Genomic DNA, 17,832 nt, shown 5'->3' with positions numbered 1-17,832 from the left:
CCCGGTACAAGACCGGGAGCTTACAGGAAGCCATGAACTACTCATTTTTGATGGCAGACTGGCCCAACGTTGCCATTACAGTGCCGGCGATACCAATCCCGCCAGCGATTTCGCTGATGCATTGGGGAAGTTCTACCGGTAAACCGAACAGGGCAGAAACTATTGCCGTGAGCAGCAGCCCAATGTTCCGCACTTTCTGGAAGAAAGGGGGAGTAGGGGCTGAGAGGCGATGAAAAAGTTCCATTTTTCGAAATTTTAAAAGGTGAAAAAAATGATACCATTAAACCGGAACATCCACCGCTACCAGCTGCATCAGCTTGAATTTACCGTTGTTGATGGGGTAGAAGACGCCGTTTTCTTCCTCCGTGAATTCGATAGACAGCGCTATGAATACAGGGTCTGCCGAGTTTGCGGGAATGGGTACCGTCAGCGTTTGCGGCGCTGCCGGAGTTGCATCCAGCAGGATGTCAGCAGAATCACTGAAGGAAAAGGTGTGTTTCACCGTTTCAAAGTTCAGCACCGCAACACCCATTTTCAACCTGCAATGTGTGGCTTTGGGAGGGGCGATGATCAATTCCGTGGGAATGAACTCCGGCAATTCGATGTTCGCGTTGCCTGCCACCCTGTTTACCGAATGGGTAAACGAAACCTGCACATTGTTGCTGAAGCGTCCGTCTTCTGTAAAGTCGAAAGGCACAAAGAGGTTGGTGTCGCCATCCAGCAGGTTGCGTTGCCCTCTTTCATGCAGCATGTCGGTTTTCATGATAGCCTTGCACAGCTTTGTAAGCCTGGGGAAAAGGTCTGTATTCGCCCGCTGAGGTGTCATCTGATGGAAGGCTCTTTTGATGAGCATGCTTGCTTTTCCGGCTTTGGCAAAGTCGAGCGCATTCAGCCGTACCTGCTCAAAATTCGGATCATTCGCAAACCTGTCGACAACAGCGGGGCTTTTTTTCTTGACTGCGTATTCCCCGTTCTTCTTTCTGTAGATCATCATTTTCTGGGTTTCCCCTGTCAGTTGGAATATCCCTGTTTGATTTCCAGTTTGTTTTTTAGACATAAAATTGATTTTTTAAAAAGTTTGTAATTGGCACTATCAAGCCGTGCCAGTAAAGCTTTTCACGTGATCAGCGTGGTGTTTTCGTAATTACAAACCGAAAGTAGGAGGAGTGGAAAAACAAAAAAAATGAGATGGCCGTTATGGCCGCAATTGGCCGTTTTGATCACTTTTGGCCGCTTAAAACTTATCAAAATGAGTAAGAATTCACTACTAAGAAGAGTTGTGTCTACTGCAGATATTCAGCGCATCCTGGGTACATCGTCACGTACTGCCCGGAGGTTGATGGTAAGACTAAGGGGTAAACTGAAGAAGGAAGAAGAGCAGTATGTTACCGTGGCTGAGTTTTGCAGGTTTGCAGGAATAACGGAAGATGAAATCAGGCAATTTTTTGAGATGTAAGTTGGCGATTCCTGCCTTTTGACTGCCTCGTTACAGTCTTCGGACTGCCCTTTCACTGCCTTTAGACTGTCTTTACACTAGGGGTAGACTGCCTCTACACTGCCTTCAACGGCCTTTAGCGTGCATTTTGGAGTCGGTGATTGCCTGGGTAAGCTGGTTATAATACTAACGAGTTTGTATTTATGAAAATTTACTTCACATTATGAACATTCCATTATCATTTGCGTTATGGAAAGCAAATTATACGCTCCCATTTTAGCCATAAGTATTCCCTTAGTTAACCAGCTAACCCTAAATCAATTACAAAATGAGATCATGGAGTCACTTAGCCGGCCTTGGTATGGTGCATGAGTTACCTGATGAGATGGCTTTGGCAATGTTTAATGCAATGATTGTGGAGTTCCGGAGGTTGTACCCGAAGCTTTCTGAAAAGGTGGTAAAAGAATTATGGAAGCGGTGTGAGTTTGTACGGTTTAAGAAAGATGCAGTTATTGTGAACCATGGCGAGGTGTGCACGCATGTCCTTTTTGCAGCAACGGGATTAGTACGTTTGATTTTGAAGAGAGAGCGTAAGGAGCAAACATGTTGGTTTATGGCAGAAGGGGATGTGGTTATATCAGTGAAAAGCTTTTATACGCAAGAGCCGAGCGAAGGCCGCCTCGTAGTCATGGAGGATATGGATTGTATTGCACTGCACAATGATGATCTGCAATTTATTTACGACAAGTATATTGAATTTAATGTAGTTGGCCGGTTGATGACGGAGAAGTACCATGTACTGTGGGATGAGAGGATTACCTTGCTGTCGGATTCCGCAGTTGGCCGGTGTAAAATGTTGTTTAAGGAGAGTCCAAAATTTATAAACCGGGTTTCTGATGCAATGCTGGCCTCTTATCTGGGAGTTAATAAGTCTACATTAAGCCGCAGTAAAGGCTTGATCTTCAGGAATAAATTAATGAGTGTCATCAGCATTTTTAAATTATTTGGATGAGTGTAATAGCAGGATTTTATATAGATAATGTACAATTGAATCGGAGCATTTATTTACCCTAAAAATCAATCATAATGAGTTTTTGGAAACATCTTATCGAAAATGGAGAGGCGTCAATAACCCCCACGAAAGTGCAACAGCAAATGTTTGATAAAATAGCATTTGAGTACCGTAAGCATTGTCCGGAATTGTCAGATGCATTTTTTGCAGACTTTCGGAAGTGTTGCGAGGTGGTCCGTTTTAAGAAGGGGGCTGAAATTTATAGCTATGAGAAGGGAAATCAGCATAGTATCGTAGCTGTCAGAGGTCTTATTGCAGCCAAAGAAAATTCAGGGGTGAAGGAGCGGGTTATGTGGTTTATGGGTAGGACGAATTGTAGTGTAATGGAGAGGAGCTTTTACATGAAAATGCAATACAACTATCAGGTGGTAGCTTTGGAATTGTCTGATTGTATCATGTTACCCAATGATAAAAGGGAGATATTAATTGGTTCCTATGAGAGTTTTGAGGAAATAGTGGATGAAGAACTAAATGAGAATTTGCTGATTCAGAGGGACCAGTCGTATTATTGGGATTTGCCTCCCATAAATCGATATCAATACATTTATGAGGAGAACCCTGAACTGATCATCAGCTTGCCTGATGAGGAGTTGGCTAAGTATCTGAGGGTTGATAAAAAAGTTGTCACACAGCTTCGCAATCTGAATAAACTGATCGGTAGTGATCACAATTAATAATCATAATATAACACATCATGGAATCATGGAAACATCTTGTTAAAAAAGGGGAAGTTGAAGAATTGTCTTTACCTGATCAGGATGTATTGTTTGTTGAAGTATTTTCCAGATATGAGCGTCTCCTTTGTGATCCACTTTATTTGAATGAATTACTGGTACCGGGTAAGGAAGTAAAGCATCTGTCTGATGGTTTCAAAGAGGAATTCCGCAAATACTGTATCTCACTTCGTCTAAAGAAAGGAGCGGTGATGAATGTCTATCAGGATGTGAAAAACTATCATGTGGTAACCGTTAAAGGATTAATCGCATCTAAAACGAAGGTGTTTACCAAAGTTGATGTACCATGGTTCATGGGGGAAATGAATAGTGTAATGTGTGAGGATGAATTTTATATGCCACTAAACTATAATCTGGATGTCTATTCGTTGGAAGATTCAGCATGCATATTGATAAGTAGGGAGCAATTGAATTTACTTACTAGTAAATATGAGGAAGCCAGAAATATTTTAGTAAAAGCATATGAATTATCCTTAGTTAAGTTGGATAGAAGGAGTAAGTTACGTGGATTGGATGCTGATGGGAGATACAATAAAGTGTTTAATGAAAATCCACAATTAACTTCCCGGATACCATCTGCTGAATTGGCTTTGCACCTCGGAGTAGCTGAAGGTGAATTAAGAGTTATTCGGGATATAATCAGGGATTTGAATTAATATCTGAGGCGAACTAATTAATAGGGTTGATAATTTTATTTGCAGTGAAAAAATCACTAGATTTGACATTATAAACCCATAATGTATGTTAATTAGGTTCAAAGTAGAGAATTTTACGTCGTTTGGAGAAAGGCAGGAGTTTTCCCTGATTCCTGGTAGAACGACCCTGAAATCCGAACATAAGACTTTGCCTGTCAATGGGATATCAACTCTTAAAACATCATTAATATACGGTGCAAATGCTTCAGGAAAATCAAATCTGACTAAAGCTATTGCTTTTGGGCAGCGGTTAGTGTTGAAGGGTACAAAAGCTGACTCACCTATCGATTTTCAAAATTTCCGTTTGGATAAATCTTTTTCCAGAGCTGATTCTCGAATTGAATATGAAATACAGCACCGGGGGAAAAATTATGCTTACGGTTTTGTTTTTAACAGGGAAAAGATAGTGGAGGAGTGGTTGTATGAGGTAAAAAAGACTAGTGAAGTAAAGCTTTTTGAACGGGACAACAGAAAAGAGGAACCTTTTGATTTAGAATACTTTTTTAAATTAAACAGTAAGGTGGAAGAAAAGCAATTTTTAACATTTATCGCTAAAAGTACTCCAGATAACCAGTTGTTTTTGACCGAAATAAGAGAGCGGAAGACCAAAGGAAACGTTTCAAATATTGATGATTTGATGAATGTTATTGATTGGTTTTATAACAGCCTTAATGTTCTCTCCCCTGAAGGTAAGTATAAGCAAGGGTTGAAATTTGAAATACAGAATAATCAGGATGTGCTGAAAGTATTCCAGGAGTTACTTGATTACTTTGATACAGGCATCCATGGCATCTCATTTGAAGACGTGGACCGAAGTAAAGTTGATCTTCCGGATGAAGTATTATCAGCTATCGAGAATGAAATATTTAACGTTGAATCTCAGGCAAAAGGTGGAATAATGTCGAGCAAGAATAACACCTATATTATCAGTAAAAGCGAGAATGGGTTCATCTATCAAAAGTTTATGACTAAACACAGGATCAAGGGTTCAAATGAATTTGAGCTTTTTGATTCGAAAGATTTATCCGATGGCACTAATCGTATTATTGATTTCATTCCACTATTGATGGATTTGATGAAAGGGGATAATGTGTTTGTGGTAGATGAGATGGAAAGAAGTTTACACCCCAACATAATATATGATTTGATTGACTTTTTCACTTCCAGAGCTGGAAAGATTAATAGTCAATTGATCGTGGCAAGCCATGAATCTACATTGCTTACACAGAAATTGTTGCGAAAAGATGAAATTTGGTTTGTTACAAAGGACGATAGTGGCGCAAGCAGATTACATTCCCTGGAGGAATATGATGTCCGGTTTGACAAAGAAATCAGGAAAGACTATTTGCTAGGCAGATTTAGAGGTGTGCCGCACCTGGGTAACCGAAATAAAATAACAGTAATTCCTAATTAAAATAAGTAGTAGGTATAGCCTATGCCAAGAGAAAGAACTGATTTCATCCGCGAAAGTGGCTCCAAAAATAAAGAGAAGATCATTGTGTTAGCTTATGAAGGCGTTGATACCGAACGCTTGTATTTTGATGCTGTTAAAGGTTGTAGACGTTTTAACAGAGATTTGGTTGAGTTGCATGCGTTAGTTAGACCGAAAGGTGATAACCAAAGTTCTTCCAGGCACGTGTTCCTAAAGTTAAAGAGAGAAGCGAAGGACAGGTATAATTTCGGCCCGAAAGATGAGCTGTGGATGGTAATTGATACTGATAGGTGGCGAAATATCCCTGATATTGTGGCTGCATGTCGGGCACAAGGAAATATGTATGTTGCTGTAAGTAATCCTTGCTTCGAACTTTGGTTGTTGCTGCATGTATTGGATATATCAGAATTTACAGCAGATGAAATTGAGGCTATTCGTTCAAATAAGAAGAGCAGGACTTCAAGAACACATGTAGAACGATTGCTAATGGCTGCCTTAGGAGGATCTTATAATAAAAGCAATCTTCGAACCGATGTTTATATTGCCAATCTGGACTTGGCGATTAGACAGGCAAGGTTACGTGATCATGCTTTAGAAGATTATCCTACTGTTGTTGGTAGTCATGTTTATAAGATTGATGAAAAATTGATCCTATCTACAAGTCCCTAGCAATCTAGGACAATGAGACTTTAGTAGGTGCTTTTTTAATAAACTGTAAGTATCCTGAGACTCATTGTTTAATTCCTTTCATCAATTCATTTTCCTAAACCTGCACGCATACTTCCACGATGCTCCTTCCAACTTTAAGAAGGAGGTATGTGAGGCCTGCGGATGGAGTGAAGCTACTTATTACCGGAAGGTTAAAGTTGGCGGGCAGTTTACGGAAGCTGAAAAAGATGCGATTATAGCCATAGGTAAAAGGCTGGCGAAGAAAGGGGCGGTGTTATTGAAGCAATAGTATAAGTTAAATGAACCTAATGGTAATCCTCCATTTGATTTGATTTTCTTAATTTCGTTGTATGGATAAAGGTAACCGTCGCTCCCTCTCGCCATATAACAATGAGCTTAAAATGAAAGGTTTTAATGCCTTCCGGATAGAAAGCGACGGCAGTGCTACCCGCACTTACAGCCGGAAAGACTTCTACAAAATCTGCCTTACCACCGGTAAAAGCAAAATCCACTACGCCGATCGCAGCTTCGATATGGATGGAACCATCCTGTTTTTCGGTAATCCACATATCCCATATTCATGGGAAACACTTTCTACTACCTATATCGGTTATACCTGCCTTTTCTCGGAAGATTTTTTGCAAAGCGGGGAACGTTCCGAAAGCCTCCAACAATCGCCCCTCTTCAGGATTGGCGGTACACCTGTATTGCAGATCAGCGAACCTCAGCGCCAGTATCTGAACAGCATTTTTATCAAAATGATAGAAGAGCAGCAGTCGGAGTATGCCTTTAAAGATGACCTGATCCGTAACTACATCCAGCTCATCATTCACGAAGCGCTAAAGCTCAGGCCCTCCGAAAACTTCGACAAGCATAGTAATGCCCTGTCGCGGATCACATCCGTTTTCCTTGAACTGCTGGAAAGACAGTTTCCCGTGGAGTCAGTCAGCCGGCCTTTAACCCTTAAAACCGCGGCAGACTATGCCAAAAGCCTGTCTGTCCACGTTAATTACCTCAACCGCGCCGTAAAGGAAGTTACAGGTAAATCCACTACCACCCACATTAGTGAACGTATCATCGCCGAAGCCCGGGCTCTGCTACAGCATACCGACTGGAATATATCAGATGTTGCCTATGCTCTTGGTTTTGAGTATCCTACGTATTTTAATAACTTCTTTAAAAAGATGATGGGTATTAACCCATCCGCTTACCGGGATCAGTTGGTTTGATTTCCTTAATGAATGTATTGAATATCGTTAGCAGCAAGGTACCTTTCTGACGGAACTTTGTGCTTATGCACGAAGAAATGAATCATACGGTAAACGATATTTTCGAAAGGGACAGATTGGGTAATACTATCCGCCTGGATGATCCGGAGTATCCAAAGCTTTTCGCGGTGATTCAGAAAGCTATGCGCACTACCGCAGAGCTGAATACACTGGTAACAGACGATGTACAATTAATCCGCGATGTGTTTAGCAAACTGGTCAGCTACAGGGTCGATGATTCCTTTTTCCTGATTCCGCCTTTTTATTCCGATTTCGGAGAAAACATCCGCATTGGAAAGAATGTATTCGTGAACCATGCCTGCACGTTTATGGACCGTGGCGGAATCACGCTGGAAGATGATGTGCTCATAGGTCCTAAAGTAAACCTCATAACTACGAACCATCCCCTGAACCCTGCGGAAAGAAGATCCACAGTGTCTCATCCCATCACCATCAAAAGAAACGCCTGGATAGGGGCGGGTGCCACTATACTGGCAGGTGTCACTATTGGGGAAAATGCCGTGGTGGCTGCCGGGGCAGTGGTTTCGAAAGACGTACCGGATAATACAATTGTGGGTGGCGTACCGGCTAAAATAATTAAAACAATAAATTGAAAAACAAGGATATTATGAAAATACTTTCGTCCATTCTGGTGACTTTGATTGCTATATCAGGAACAGCCTGCAACGAGGCGAAGCAACGGGAAGTAAATATGGTAGTAAGCGACACTTCAGGGCAACATTATACCACTTTCACTGTAAGTGATAAAATCACTATGCATCCAGTGCGGTTCAGGAATCAGTATAATATGGAAGTGGCCGGGCACCTGTTCATGCCCCGTGATATGGATACCTCCCGGAAACACGCAGCCATTGTTGTAGGGCATCCCATGGGTGCGGTAAAAGAACAAAGCGCCAATGTTTACGCAACCCATATGGCAGAGCGTGGATTTGTGACGCTTTCAATCGACTTATCGTTCTGGGGCGAAAGCGAAGGACAACCGCGCAATGTGGTGGCGCCGGATATCTACGCAGAAGATTTCAGTGCTGCAGTTGATTTCCTGGGCACCCGGCCGTTTATTGACAGGGAACGTATTGGCGCCATTGGTGTATGCGGCAGCGGGAGCTTTGTGATCAGCGCCGCCAAGATCGATCCGCGCTTAAAGGCTATTGCAACCGTAAGTATGTACGATATGGGAGCTGCCAGCCGTAATGCCCTGCATCATTCACTGACTGTTGAACAGCGGAAGAAGATCATCGCTGAAGCTTCGGAACAACGTTATGTAGAGTTTGGAGGTGGCGCCCTAAGGTACACCGGAGGAACAGTGCACATGCTGAATGATAGTACCGATCCCATTCAACGTGAGTTTTATGCCTTCTATCGCACCCCGCGCGGGGAATATACCCCGAAAGGCAGCTCTCCGGATCTGACAACACATCCGACGCTTACCAGCAACGTGAAGTTTATGAACTTCTATCCCTTCAATGATATTGAAACCATCTCCCCAAGGCCGCTGTTGCTGATCACTGGCGATCAGGCCCATTCAAGGGAGTTCAGTGAAGATGCATACAAACGTGCTGCCACGCCCAAAGAACTGCTTATTGTTCCCAACGCCGGCCATGTGGATCTTTATGACAAAACCGATCTTATCCCGTTCGATAAACTCACCGCTTTCTTCAATCAATACCTTGCCCGATAACAGTAATAAGGTAATGAATTGCGGATGTAAATAGCTTTATATGAAATGGACAATAACAGGTATACTTTCAATTACATTGACTACCGTGGCATTAACCGCCTGTGGTAATAAAGAAGGAATTGCAATGGCTGAACAAAACCACCGGGAGCCTGTTGATGTTAATGATTCAATCACCGTAAAAATGAAAATTACTGTAGGTTCAAAGAGTTTTTCCGCAATACTTTCAAAAAATTCAACGGCTAAAGCATTCATCGCTTTGTTACCGATGAAGATCAGAATGACGGAACTGAACGGAAACGAGAAGTATTTCGATCTGGCGAAAGATTTGCCTGGAAATTCTTTTGTGCCCGGAAGGATCTATTCCGGTGATCTGTTGCTCTGGGGTACCAAAACACTGGTTGTTTTTTATAAAACATTCAATTCTTCTTACAGTTATTCCTCCATCTGTAAGATCAATAATCCTGAGGGGCTTGCGGCAGCTTTGGGGACGGGAAACGTGGAAGTGGTGTTTGAGCTGGAATGACATTAGCAGACTGCCAGGTCTAACCCGGGTGTATATTATTATGGCGGAATAGCGATTCCAGTTTTTAAATAATGTAAAGGGTAAGAAAAGCCCGCTGGTACGCCGGCGGGCTTTTCTGATAAGCTTCTATTCAGAACGCAACCTGTCAATGGGATTCGCCCTGGCAGCCTGAAATACTCTCGTTCCTATAATTGCACTGCAGCTCAGCAATACGATCAGGAAGGTAGCAATGTATGGCACAGGCCCGGCTGCGGGGTGATATTGATATATAACCTTGAAAATAAACTTGCTGGTAAACAGGTAACCCAAAATTGATCCGGTTACAAATGCAATTAGGAGTACGCGTATGAATTCCTTGTTTACAAGGCCGATAATCTGCAGGATAGACGCACCCAGTACTTTACGGACGCCTATTTCTTTGCTCCGCTTATCTATGTTCAGGGATATTTGTGCGAACAACCCGGAAGCAGATAACAGCAGGGTTATTATTGCCAGAAAAAACGCTATTGACTGGAAGGCAAGCGTCATCCGGATTTCCTTTTCAATGAGATCCAACTGTAAATAGCCGCGATAAGGTACATTGGGTACCAGCTGCTGCCAGGTATCCTGCAGGTACTTTGTTACTTCAGGCAGTTTTTCTTTATCCGTGCGTACTACCATAAACCTGTATTCTTCGGGCTTAGCCATGCGAAGCACACAGGGTGGTACAAGGCCATGCAGGCCGTATTCCTTATAGTCGTTGATTACCCCTACAATTGTATACCGGGCACTATCCAGCGTAATGCGCTGGCCCAGCGGCTGTGTTAATTGCATCCGGTTCAGGAAGGTTTGGTTCACGAGTACCGACTCGTCTGCATCTATACCGGAATTATTAAACTGACGGCCCTGAACCAGCCTGATACCCATGCTGTTTAAATATGCTTCGCCACCAACCTTTGCGACCTGTGTTTGAATTTCATGGTTGTCAGTTTTAGCGGTTTGCGTGTACGAGCCGCCACCAATTTGCTGAACACTGCCTGCTACGCTTTTGATGCCGGGGTGCTGCCCGATAGCCTGACTGAATACATCGTACTCCTGGGGATGGTTGATTTCAACTACCGCTACTTCATTGATGGCATATCCAAAATCTGCCTTCTTCTGATAAGAGGCATTCTGCGACATTACAATGCCTACTACCAGCGCAAAGCAGGATAAACTGAATTGTGAGATCATCAGGAAGCGGGTAAAGCGGCTGGATGCCCCAAGTACCGTTTTCCCTTTAAGGATCTGCAATGGCTGAAAAGAGCTTATATAGATTGCGGGATACAAACCGGAAAAGATAGCACTGATACCGGGTATGCATAGCAGGAATAACCAGAAACCGTAGTCTTTGCTATAGTCAGGGGAAAGGTCTACCGTCGTAAGTTGATTGACTATGGGTAAAAGCAGGTGAACGAACGATAAAGCCAGTACAACTGCCAGCAGGCAAAGTATAATGTTTTCGGTCAGGAATTGCCAGATCAACTGGCGTTTGAAGCCGCCGATTACCTTGCGGATGCCGATCTCCTTTAGGCGTGCGCTGGCAAAAGCGATGGAGATATTGGTAAAATTGAAGCAGGTGATCAGTAGTATAAACAACGACATAATTGCCGGCACAATTACCAGTATACCCCGTGGATTCGACGTTAACTGGCTGCCATGCACATAACCCGGCATATCAATGTCAGAACTCGTGGCCAGCGCAGAGAATGGCTGGAGGGTAAAACCTGCTACCTGCCAGGCACTGTGGTTGCGGTTTAGCAGCGCAACAAAGGGCTGCAGATTTGCCGTAACCCTGCTACCCGCCTGTGGGTGCTTCAGTTCAACAAATGTGGTAACAAGGGAGGGGTTTGTCCAGTCGTCCGCGGCTGGCTGCCCGGGTAGTATCCCATTCTCAAATGAGGTAACGATATCGAACTGAATGCTTGAATTAGCAGGGATTTGCTGCAATACTGCGCTGACTGTATATATTCCGGGCTTGCCGTCTGCTGCAATCAACGTCAGCTGCTGACCAACGGGAACCTGTTCTGGGAAGTATTTTTCCGCAAAGGCCTCGCTGATGATTACCTGGTTAGACTGGTTGAAGGCAGACAGGTTGCCGTATTTCAAGGGGAAGCTGAAGAAATCGAATAAGTTCCTATCCGTATAATGGATCTGTTCATTGAAAGTATGCTCACCGGCTTTTACAACTACGGCCTTACTGTTCAGCCGGGCTATACGGTTCTCACCTGCAGTTTCTTTTTGCATGGCTTCTGCTAATGGCAGGGGAACAACGGCCCAGGGCTGACTGCTTCCATCTACCAGCCTGGTACTGTTCAGGCGGTAAATATGTTCGGTTTGGGTGTGGTTGCTGTCGAAGTTTTTCCTGTAGTTGTAGTTAAGATAAGAAAGTATGCAGCAGGCAATGGCAAAGCCTAATCCTACGATATTTAGGACTACATAGATTTTATTGCGCCAAAGTACACGGAAAGCGATCTTTAAGTAGTTCGATAGCATAAGGTATATTTCTGTCAGGAATCGGCAACTACTATGCCACCCACCAGTATAAACTGATCAGGCGCTGTGGTGGCCTTTTCTGCTGCTACGGCTTTTGGGTTTAGTGTGCGATAATGAACACCTGTGTTCGGTTATAAGTGTGCGGCCTCAGAGATAAAGGTAAATATACCCAATAAACAATCCCCTTACCAGCCGGATAAACCGGGGTAAGGGGATTACTATTTTTGATCTGCCGGATATTTTAGAAGCGGCGGTCGCGGTCTACACGGGGCTTAGCCTCGGAAACGTTAATCTGGCGGCCGTCGATAGCTTTGCCTTCCAGCTCACGGATAGCATTCATTGCTTCCTGTTGCTCGGGCATTTCTACGAAACCGAACCCGCGCGATACGCCGGTGTAGCGGTCCATAATGATTTTGCAGGAGTCAACGCGGCCGTAGGCGGAGAAGATATCGAAAAGGTCCTCATCCCGCAGGTGGGTCATGAGATTAGATACATAAAGGTTCATGATGAACAGTTTAAATTATAAAATAGTTAATGCGCTTCCACCATTGAAGGCTTATTAAGATGGATGATCCGCATAAAGGCAAGCAAACGGATAACCGGGTACACCGGGTCCAGTTCATGCCAGCGGAATCCGAAATTTATAGAGGAGGGGCGCTTATGATGATTATTGTGATAAGATTCTCCCAGCATGAAAACATCGAGGTTAAACAGGTTGCGGGAGGTATTCTTCATTTTGAAGTTGTGATAGCCGTATTTATGTGCAAACCAGTTGATGATAGCACCATGTACCGCACCAATGGCAACAGTGATGGGCAGTAATACCAACAACCATGGCGTAGGCATGAGGAGTATAAAAACAGCTGTGTAAATACCTACCCACAGCAACCGGCTATAGGCGCTGCCTGCCCAACGGTCGAACGCAGGCCAGGTAGGTACACCTTTCTCGAACCTTTCTTCCACCTCCATTTTATTGTTTACAATGTTCAGGTACACCCCGCGGGTGTGCCACATCATCGTAAATACGTTCTTGGAAAACTGGGGGGAGTGCGGATCTTTCTCGGTATCAGTATACGCATGGTGCATCCTGTGCATAATGCCATATGCACGGGGGCTCATGTAAGAAGATCCTTGGGTGAGATAAGCGAATATATGGAAGAATTTTTCCCAGAAGTTGTTCATTCTAAATGCCTTATGCGCGGCATAGCGGTGCTGGAAGAACGTTTGTGAGAATAACGATAAATACCAATGTAATATGAAAAATAATAAAAAGAGCATGCGTAGGAATCTACTGTTTTACGATAAATGTTACTGTGGAAAAACAGCAAATTCAGGAAGTAAGACCGTCAGAGAAAGAGAGAGAGCACTAAAATAGACGGTAATAAGAGAAGAATTCAGTGAGTTTCAATTACCCTAAAGGTAGTCTTTTTTATGTTAAGGAAAGCATAAACCACCTAATGGCTTAAATGCCCCCTTTTTTGTCATAAGCACACCGCCCGGTTTTCGGCCGGCTTCGGCATCTTTGTTGTGTTGGAAAACACTCATTCTTCACCATTAAACCTGATTATTATGACCACGCAAAATTATCAGATAGACATTAATGCCCCCCGCGAAAAAGTATGGGAAACACTCTGGGGAGAAGAAACCTATCCTCAATGGACCCGCCCCTTCAGCGAAGGTTCCCGCGCGGTAACAGACTGGAAGAAAGGCAGCCGCGTACTTTTCCTCGATGCCAAAGGCGAGGGCATGGTTTCCCGGGTTGAGGAGAATATTCCCAACGAGTATATGTCCATAGAACACCTCGGCACCATCATGGGTGGTGTGGAAGATACCACCAGCCCTGAAGTACAGCAATGGAACGGTGCACACGAAAACTACCGGCTGGAAGAAATCGATGGCGGCACCCGTGTGCGCATAGAAATGGAGATTGATGAGAAAAGTGAGTATGCTGAAATGTTTGCAGGCATGTGGCCAAAAGCATTGGAAGCTTTGAAAGGCATTGCCGAAAAGAACTGATTTGAATACTTTTTTCGCTCAAAAACCGGTTAATCAACGATCAAATCGGGATTTGAGCAGTAAGTTATTACATGGATACGGATGTTTGCCATCAAAAAACGATTGGCTATATGCATCACAGATCCATCCTTTTTACCCTGCTGCTGATCCTGCCCGCACTCTTCGCGGCAGGACAGCAACAGGATACCGGCATCGCCTCCCGCCTCAGCGATTCCGCCTTCATGACCTCCTTCCGCCAGCATCTTGAAAAGCTCCGCACCCGATACCACATCCCCGGTATAAGCGTGGGTATAGTTCACAACGGCCGCCTCGCCTGGAGCGAAGGCCTCGGTTTCGCGGATGTGGAGAATAAGAAGGTACCCGATGCCCACACCACTTACCAGATAGCTTCCGTCACCAAAACCTTCGGTGCGGTGATCCTCCTGCAGCTGGCATACGACAATAAACTTTCCCTCGACGATCCCATTTCCAGATACGGCATTAACCTCGGTGCCCGCTGGGGCAGCGATCCCCGCATCAGGTTAAAACATCTGCTCACACATACTGCCATGGGCGGCGTCTGGAATGCTTACAAACCCGGCTACCAGTTCCGCTATAACGGCGCCTGGTACCAGGAGCTGGGGAAACCTATCCATAAAGCTTCCGGTGAAACTTTCGGCCAGTTACTGCTGGACCGGATCGTTAAACCGTTGGGGATGACGGAAACTGTACCCAGTCCGGATGATTCCACAAGCTTCCGGCTAACGGGACTGGATAGTGCCACCTATGTAAAATCCATGGCCATTCCCTACGATTGGATGAAGAAGCAACGAAAGCTGGAAAGGATTAAAGGATTCAAATATGGCTTTGGTCCTGCTGCGGGAATGGTAAGTAACGTAACCGACCTGGCTAAATATGCCATTGCCATCGATGAAAGGAAGATGCTCAGTGGCGCCCAATGGGATACCATGTGGGCGCCATTTGTGAACCGCAGGGGTAAAAAGATCCAGTATGGACAGGGCTGGTTCACCGGGAAGTATAAAGGTGAACAGGTAGTGTGGCATACCGGGTGGTGGACGGGTTACTCCGCCCTGTTCCTCAAAGTGCCATCCCGCAACCTTACTTTTATTGTACTGGCCAATTCACAGGATCTTTCCCGCCCGTTCTACCATATCGTACAGCCCATCCCGGGTGTAATGTCCATGTTTCACCCCTTTAAAAAGAACCTGAACAAGCGGGTAGATGCTTCCGCATTTGCGAAGCTGTTCCTCCTAAGCTTCGTGCGTTAACGGCTGTAGTCGAGGGTGGCCAGCTCCTGGCGGATCGTATCTTCCGCGCGCTTTCTGAGCTGCGGGTTGCCTTTATCCATGATGCTGAGCAGCTGGCGGCATTCGCGGAGGAAAACGGGGGCAAAGTCTTTATCCTGGCTGGCGATGCCTATGCAGTTGTCCAGGATATCGGCGTACTTGATGGTTTGTGCTTCGGGACTGTTGTTTCTGATGCGTTTAGCTTCTGCGGCTTTCCGCTTGCGGCGGTTCCATTGCGGGTACATGCTTTTAACATATACATCCGTTAGTTCCACCACCAGTTGCAGGGTACAGTGTGCATCATGGTGCGGCATGGTGGCTTCGAGAAAGTGGGATAATTCCGTGTAAGTAACGGGTGTATCTTCCAGTACATCGTGCAATATGGCAGCGGCAAGTACCGGGAGAGACTGTGTGTATTCCCCGCAAAGGCGCATTACCCGCATGGGGTGTACGATGTAACGGTCTGGCGAGTATTTCCGTGTTTGCTCACCATGTGCCTTATCGGTATATGCTTCTACAGCAGCCAGTATTGCATCCATATGTAAGTGTTCATCAAAAAAAATGCCGCTACGGGCTTGAAAGATTTGTGTATTTTAATGGAAACCCGTTAAAACAGTGAATATGTCTATCTCCCGTCGTGAATTTATGCGCAACAGCATCGGTAGCGCCGCCCTTATGAGCCTGCCCGCCGGTGCGGCATTGGCTGCCCAAAGCCCTGCAGCACCCGCTAAGCCTTTCAAACTGGCCATCTCCACGTATTCGTACTGGCACTTCAAAACACCAAAGGTGCCCATTGAAAAGGTGATCGACGAAGCCGCATTGCTGAGTGTGGAAGGTGTCGATATCCTGCACCGGCAAATGGAAAGTGAAGATAACGCCTATCTGCAGAAACTAAAACGCCATGCCTTCCGCAATGGCGTGGATCTGGTTTCCCTGTCTATCCACCAGGATTTCGTGTCTCCCGATGCGGCAGAGCGGCAGAAGGATATTGACCATACCATCAAATGCATAGAGCTGGCGTATAAAATGGGCATCCCCTGCATCCGGCTCAACTCCGGCCGCTGGGGCACCATCAAATCATTCGACGATCTCATGGCTGCACGGGGTGTAGAACCTGCCATTCCCGGCTATACGGAAGATGATGCTTTCAAATGGTGTATAGACAGTATTCAGCAATGCCTCGCCAAAGCAGCGGAATGCGGTGTGATGCTGGCTATCGAAAACCACTGGGGGCTAACCTCTTCTCCCGAAGGCCTGATCCGCATCCGCAAAGCCATTGATTCTCCCTGGATGGGCTTATTGCTCGATACCGGTAACTTCCTCGAAAATCCGTACGATAAGCTGCAGATGGTAGCCCCGCATGCCGATTTCATACAGGCTAAAACCTATTACGGTGGTGGTGAATGGTACACACTGGATCTCGATTATCCGCGTATTATCCGCATCCTCCGCGATGCTAAATACAATGGGTATATCTCCATCGAATTCGAAGGCAAGGAAGCCGCAGAATCCGGTGTACGCAAGAGTGTGGAGATGCTGCGCAAAGCGATGGGTTAATCCCCATCACTTTGCTTTGGGCCTTTCTCCGGCACAAACTCCAGTATGTCGCCCGGCTGGCATTCCAGGATCTCACAGATCAGTTCCAAAGAAGAGAACCGGATGGCTTTCGCCTTTCCGGTTTTTAGAATGGACAGGTTGGAGAGGGTAATGCCCATCCGGTCAGACAGTTCGGTGAGCTGCATCTTTCGTTTTGCAAGCATCACGTCGAGGTTCACGATGATAGGCATATGGTTATATCGTTAATTGGTTCTCGTTATAAATTTCCACGCCACGGCGGTACACCACTGCCAGGGCCAGCAATAAAAGCCCCATCCAGAAGCTGTTTCCCACATCCACCAATTGCTGAAAATAGGGGGTGAAGTAGGGGTTTGTCATCCTGTTGAAAATGAAATACCCTATCAGCCGCACTGCATCTGCTGCAATGAGCAATAAACCGATGTTCCGGATACGTACCGCATTGATCTCCCGGAAAGGCTCCTTCAAAGAAGAATCCTGAAAAATCTTACGCAGCCATCCCATACCGGTTACCACCGCAATGGCGCCCAGCAGGGTAATTATATAGCTGTAAATACCCAGCGGAGAGCGGCTGGTGGCGCGGAGGATATACATATCCTGCTTCTTTTCCAGCGCTGCGTTCTGTAAGCTGCCATAAATAAGCTGGGGAGGAAGGGTGTCTTTCTTTGGGAATGCCTTCACGTCGAAATTGACTGTCAGCTGCCTGGTGGTATCCGTCAGTTCGCTGCTGCCCATCACCAGCGCCATCGATTTTAGAATCACGACAAGCAATGCAAGGAGGGCTACAACGTAGTACATAACATTGACCAGTACCCTTACGATATCGAAAGTTCTTTGTCCTTTCATGTGGTGTAGTTTGATAGGACAAAACTAGGGCGAGTTTTCCGAAATACAAAATATATTTATCGAAAAAC

21 protein-coding genes are annotated in these 17,832 nt (G+C 45.2%); 13 read left to right on the top strand and 8 right to left on the bottom strand.

What is annotated here, in order from left to right:
• Positions 1–37: 37 nt before the first annotated feature.
• Positions 38–244, bottom strand: a complete 207-nt coding sequence (locus DEV76_RS23745; RefSeq protein WP_109700442.1) for a hypothetical protein — start codon at positions 242–244, stop codon at positions 38–40.
• Positions 245–280: 36 nt separating this feature from the next.
• The gene (locus DEV76_RS23740; protein WP_157963076.1) at positions 281–994 is read right to left on the bottom strand and encodes a hypothetical protein; all 714 of its coding nucleotides are present in this window, start codon (positions 992–994) and stop codon (positions 281–283) included.
• Positions 995–1,249: 255 nt separating this feature from the next.
• Here DEV76_RS23740 and DEV76_RS23735 point away from each other — a divergent pair, with 255 nt between their 5' ends.
• From DEV76_RS23735 to DEV76_RS23685, 10 genes are all read left to right on the top strand, one after another.
• Positions 1,250–1,456, top strand: coding sequence for a hypothetical protein (locus tag DEV76_RS23735; protein WP_109700440.1), 207 nt, complete (start codon positions 1,250–1,252; stop codon positions 1,454–1,456).
• A gap of 307 nt (positions 1,457–1,763) precedes the next feature.
• Positions 1,764–2,447, top strand: a complete 684-nt coding sequence (locus DEV76_RS23730) for a Crp/Fnr family transcriptional regulator (RefSeq protein ID WP_109700439.1) — start codon at positions 1,764–1,766, stop codon at positions 2,445–2,447.
• A 74-nt stretch (positions 2,448–2,521) separates the two neighbouring features.
• Positions 2,522–3,181, top strand: coding sequence for a cyclic nucleotide-binding domain-containing protein (locus DEV76_RS23725; protein WP_109700438.1), 660 nt, complete (start codon positions 2,522–2,524; stop codon positions 3,179–3,181).
• Between the two features lie 20 nt (positions 3,182–3,201).
• Complete coding sequence (locus tag DEV76_RS23720; protein WP_109700437.1) at positions 3,202–3,897, top strand: cyclic nucleotide-binding domain-containing protein; 696 nt, start codon at positions 3,202–3,204, stop codon at positions 3,895–3,897.
• An 85-nt stretch (positions 3,898–3,982) separates the two neighbouring features.
• Positions 3,983–5,350: an AAA family ATPase gene (locus tag DEV76_RS23715; RefSeq protein ID WP_109700436.1), complete on the top strand. Its 1,368-nt coding sequence runs from the start codon at positions 3,983–3,985 to the stop codon at positions 5,348–5,350.
• Between the two features lie 21 nt (positions 5,351–5,371).
• The gene (locus DEV76_RS23710; protein WP_109700435.1) at positions 5,372–6,037 is read left to right on the top strand and encodes an RloB family protein; all 666 of its coding nucleotides are present in this window, start codon (positions 5,372–5,374) and stop codon (positions 6,035–6,037) included.
• A 350-nt stretch (positions 6,038–6,387) separates the two neighbouring features.
• Entirely contained in the window at positions 6,388–7,266 is an 879-nt protein-coding gene (locus DEV76_RS23700; RefSeq protein WP_109700433.1) for a helix-turn-helix domain-containing protein, read from the top strand.
• Positions 7,267–7,331: 65 nt separating this feature from the next.
• Positions 7,332–7,919 carry a DapH/DapD/GlmU-related protein gene (locus DEV76_RS26310; RefSeq protein WP_317048100.1) on the top strand — a complete coding sequence of 196 codons (588 nt, stop codon included), beginning with the start codon at positions 7,332–7,334 and terminating at the stop codon, positions 7,917–7,919.
• A gap of 14 nt (positions 7,920–7,933) precedes the next feature.
• A complete protein-coding gene (locus tag DEV76_RS23690) occupies positions 7,934–9,004 on the top strand; it encodes an alpha/beta hydrolase (protein WP_109700493.1) in 1,071 nt (356 codons plus the stop codon).
• Positions 9,005–9,044: 40 nt separating this feature from the next.
• A complete protein-coding gene (locus DEV76_RS23685) occupies positions 9,045–9,527 on the top strand; it encodes a cyclophilin-like fold protein (RefSeq protein ID WP_109700432.1) in 483 nt (160 codons plus the stop codon).
• A gap of 126 nt (positions 9,528–9,653) precedes the next feature.
• On the opposite strand, the gene DEV76_RS23680 is transcribed toward DEV76_RS23685, so the two are convergent.
• The 3 genes from DEV76_RS23680 to DEV76_RS23670 all read right to left on the bottom strand — a co-directional run bounded on the left by DEV76_RS23680 (position 9,654) and on the right by DEV76_RS23670 (position 13,319).
• Complete coding sequence (locus DEV76_RS23680) at positions 9,654–12,041, bottom strand: ABC transporter permease (protein WP_109700431.1); 2,388 nt, start codon at positions 12,039–12,041, stop codon at positions 9,654–9,656.
• A gap of 241 nt (positions 12,042–12,282) precedes the next feature.
• Positions 12,283–12,546 carry an RNA recognition motif domain-containing protein gene (locus tag DEV76_RS23675; RefSeq protein WP_109700430.1) on the bottom strand — a complete coding sequence of 88 codons (264 nt, stop codon included), beginning with the start codon at positions 12,544–12,546 and terminating at the stop codon, positions 12,283–12,285.
• 26 nt (positions 12,547–12,572) lie between these two features.
• Positions 12,573–13,319: an acyl-CoA desaturase gene (locus DEV76_RS23670; protein WP_109700429.1), complete on the bottom strand. Its 747-nt coding sequence runs from the start codon at positions 13,317–13,319 to the stop codon at positions 12,573–12,575.
• Between the two features lie 291 nt (positions 13,320–13,610).
• Between DEV76_RS23670 and DEV76_RS23665 the strand changes: the two genes are divergently transcribed.
• A complete protein-coding gene (locus DEV76_RS23665) occupies positions 13,611–14,057 on the top strand; it encodes an SRPBCC family protein (protein ID WP_109700428.1) in 447 nt (148 codons plus the stop codon).
• Between the two features lie 110 nt (positions 14,058–14,167).
• Complete coding sequence (locus DEV76_RS23660) at positions 14,168–15,325, top strand: serine hydrolase domain-containing protein (RefSeq protein WP_157963075.1); 1,158 nt, start codon at positions 14,168–14,170, stop codon at positions 15,323–15,325.
• Here DEV76_RS23660 and DEV76_RS23655 read toward each other — a convergent pair.
• Complete coding sequence (locus DEV76_RS23655) at positions 15,322–15,882, bottom strand: HD domain-containing protein (RefSeq protein ID WP_109700426.1); 561 nt, start codon at positions 15,880–15,882, stop codon at positions 15,322–15,324. The two genes, DEV76_RS23660 and DEV76_RS23655, sit on opposite strands and share 4 nt — an antisense overlap.
• An 82-nt stretch (positions 15,883–15,964) precedes the next feature.
• Between DEV76_RS23655 and DEV76_RS23650 the strand changes: the two genes are divergently transcribed.
• Positions 15,965–16,900: a sugar phosphate isomerase/epimerase family protein gene (locus DEV76_RS23650; RefSeq protein ID WP_109700425.1), complete on the top strand. Its 936-nt coding sequence runs from the start codon at positions 15,965–15,967 to the stop codon at positions 16,898–16,900.
• On the opposite strand, the gene DEV76_RS23645 is transcribed toward DEV76_RS23650, so the two are convergent.
• The gene (locus DEV76_RS23645) at positions 16,897–17,130 is read right to left on the bottom strand and encodes a helix-turn-helix domain-containing protein (protein WP_109700424.1); all 234 of its coding nucleotides are present in this window, start codon (positions 17,128–17,130) and stop codon (positions 16,897–16,899) included. The two genes, DEV76_RS23650 and DEV76_RS23645, sit on opposite strands and share 4 nt — an antisense overlap.
• 4 nt (positions 17,131–17,134) lie before the next feature.
• Positions 17,135–17,764 (bottom strand): DUF2975 domain-containing protein, encoded by a 630-nt coding sequence (locus DEV76_RS23640; RefSeq protein WP_109700423.1) that lies wholly within the window; start codon positions 17,762–17,764, stop codon positions 17,135–17,137.
• Positions 17,765–17,832: the final 68 nt, after the last annotated feature.

This window comes from Chitinophaga deserti (assembly GCF_003149455.1).
GTDB lineage: Bacteria > Bacteroidota > Bacteroidia > Chitinophagales > Chitinophagaceae > Chitinophaga > Chitinophaga deserti.
Note: the sequence above shows the minus strand (reverse complement) of the source record. Positions and strands in the feature narration are given on the sequence as shown.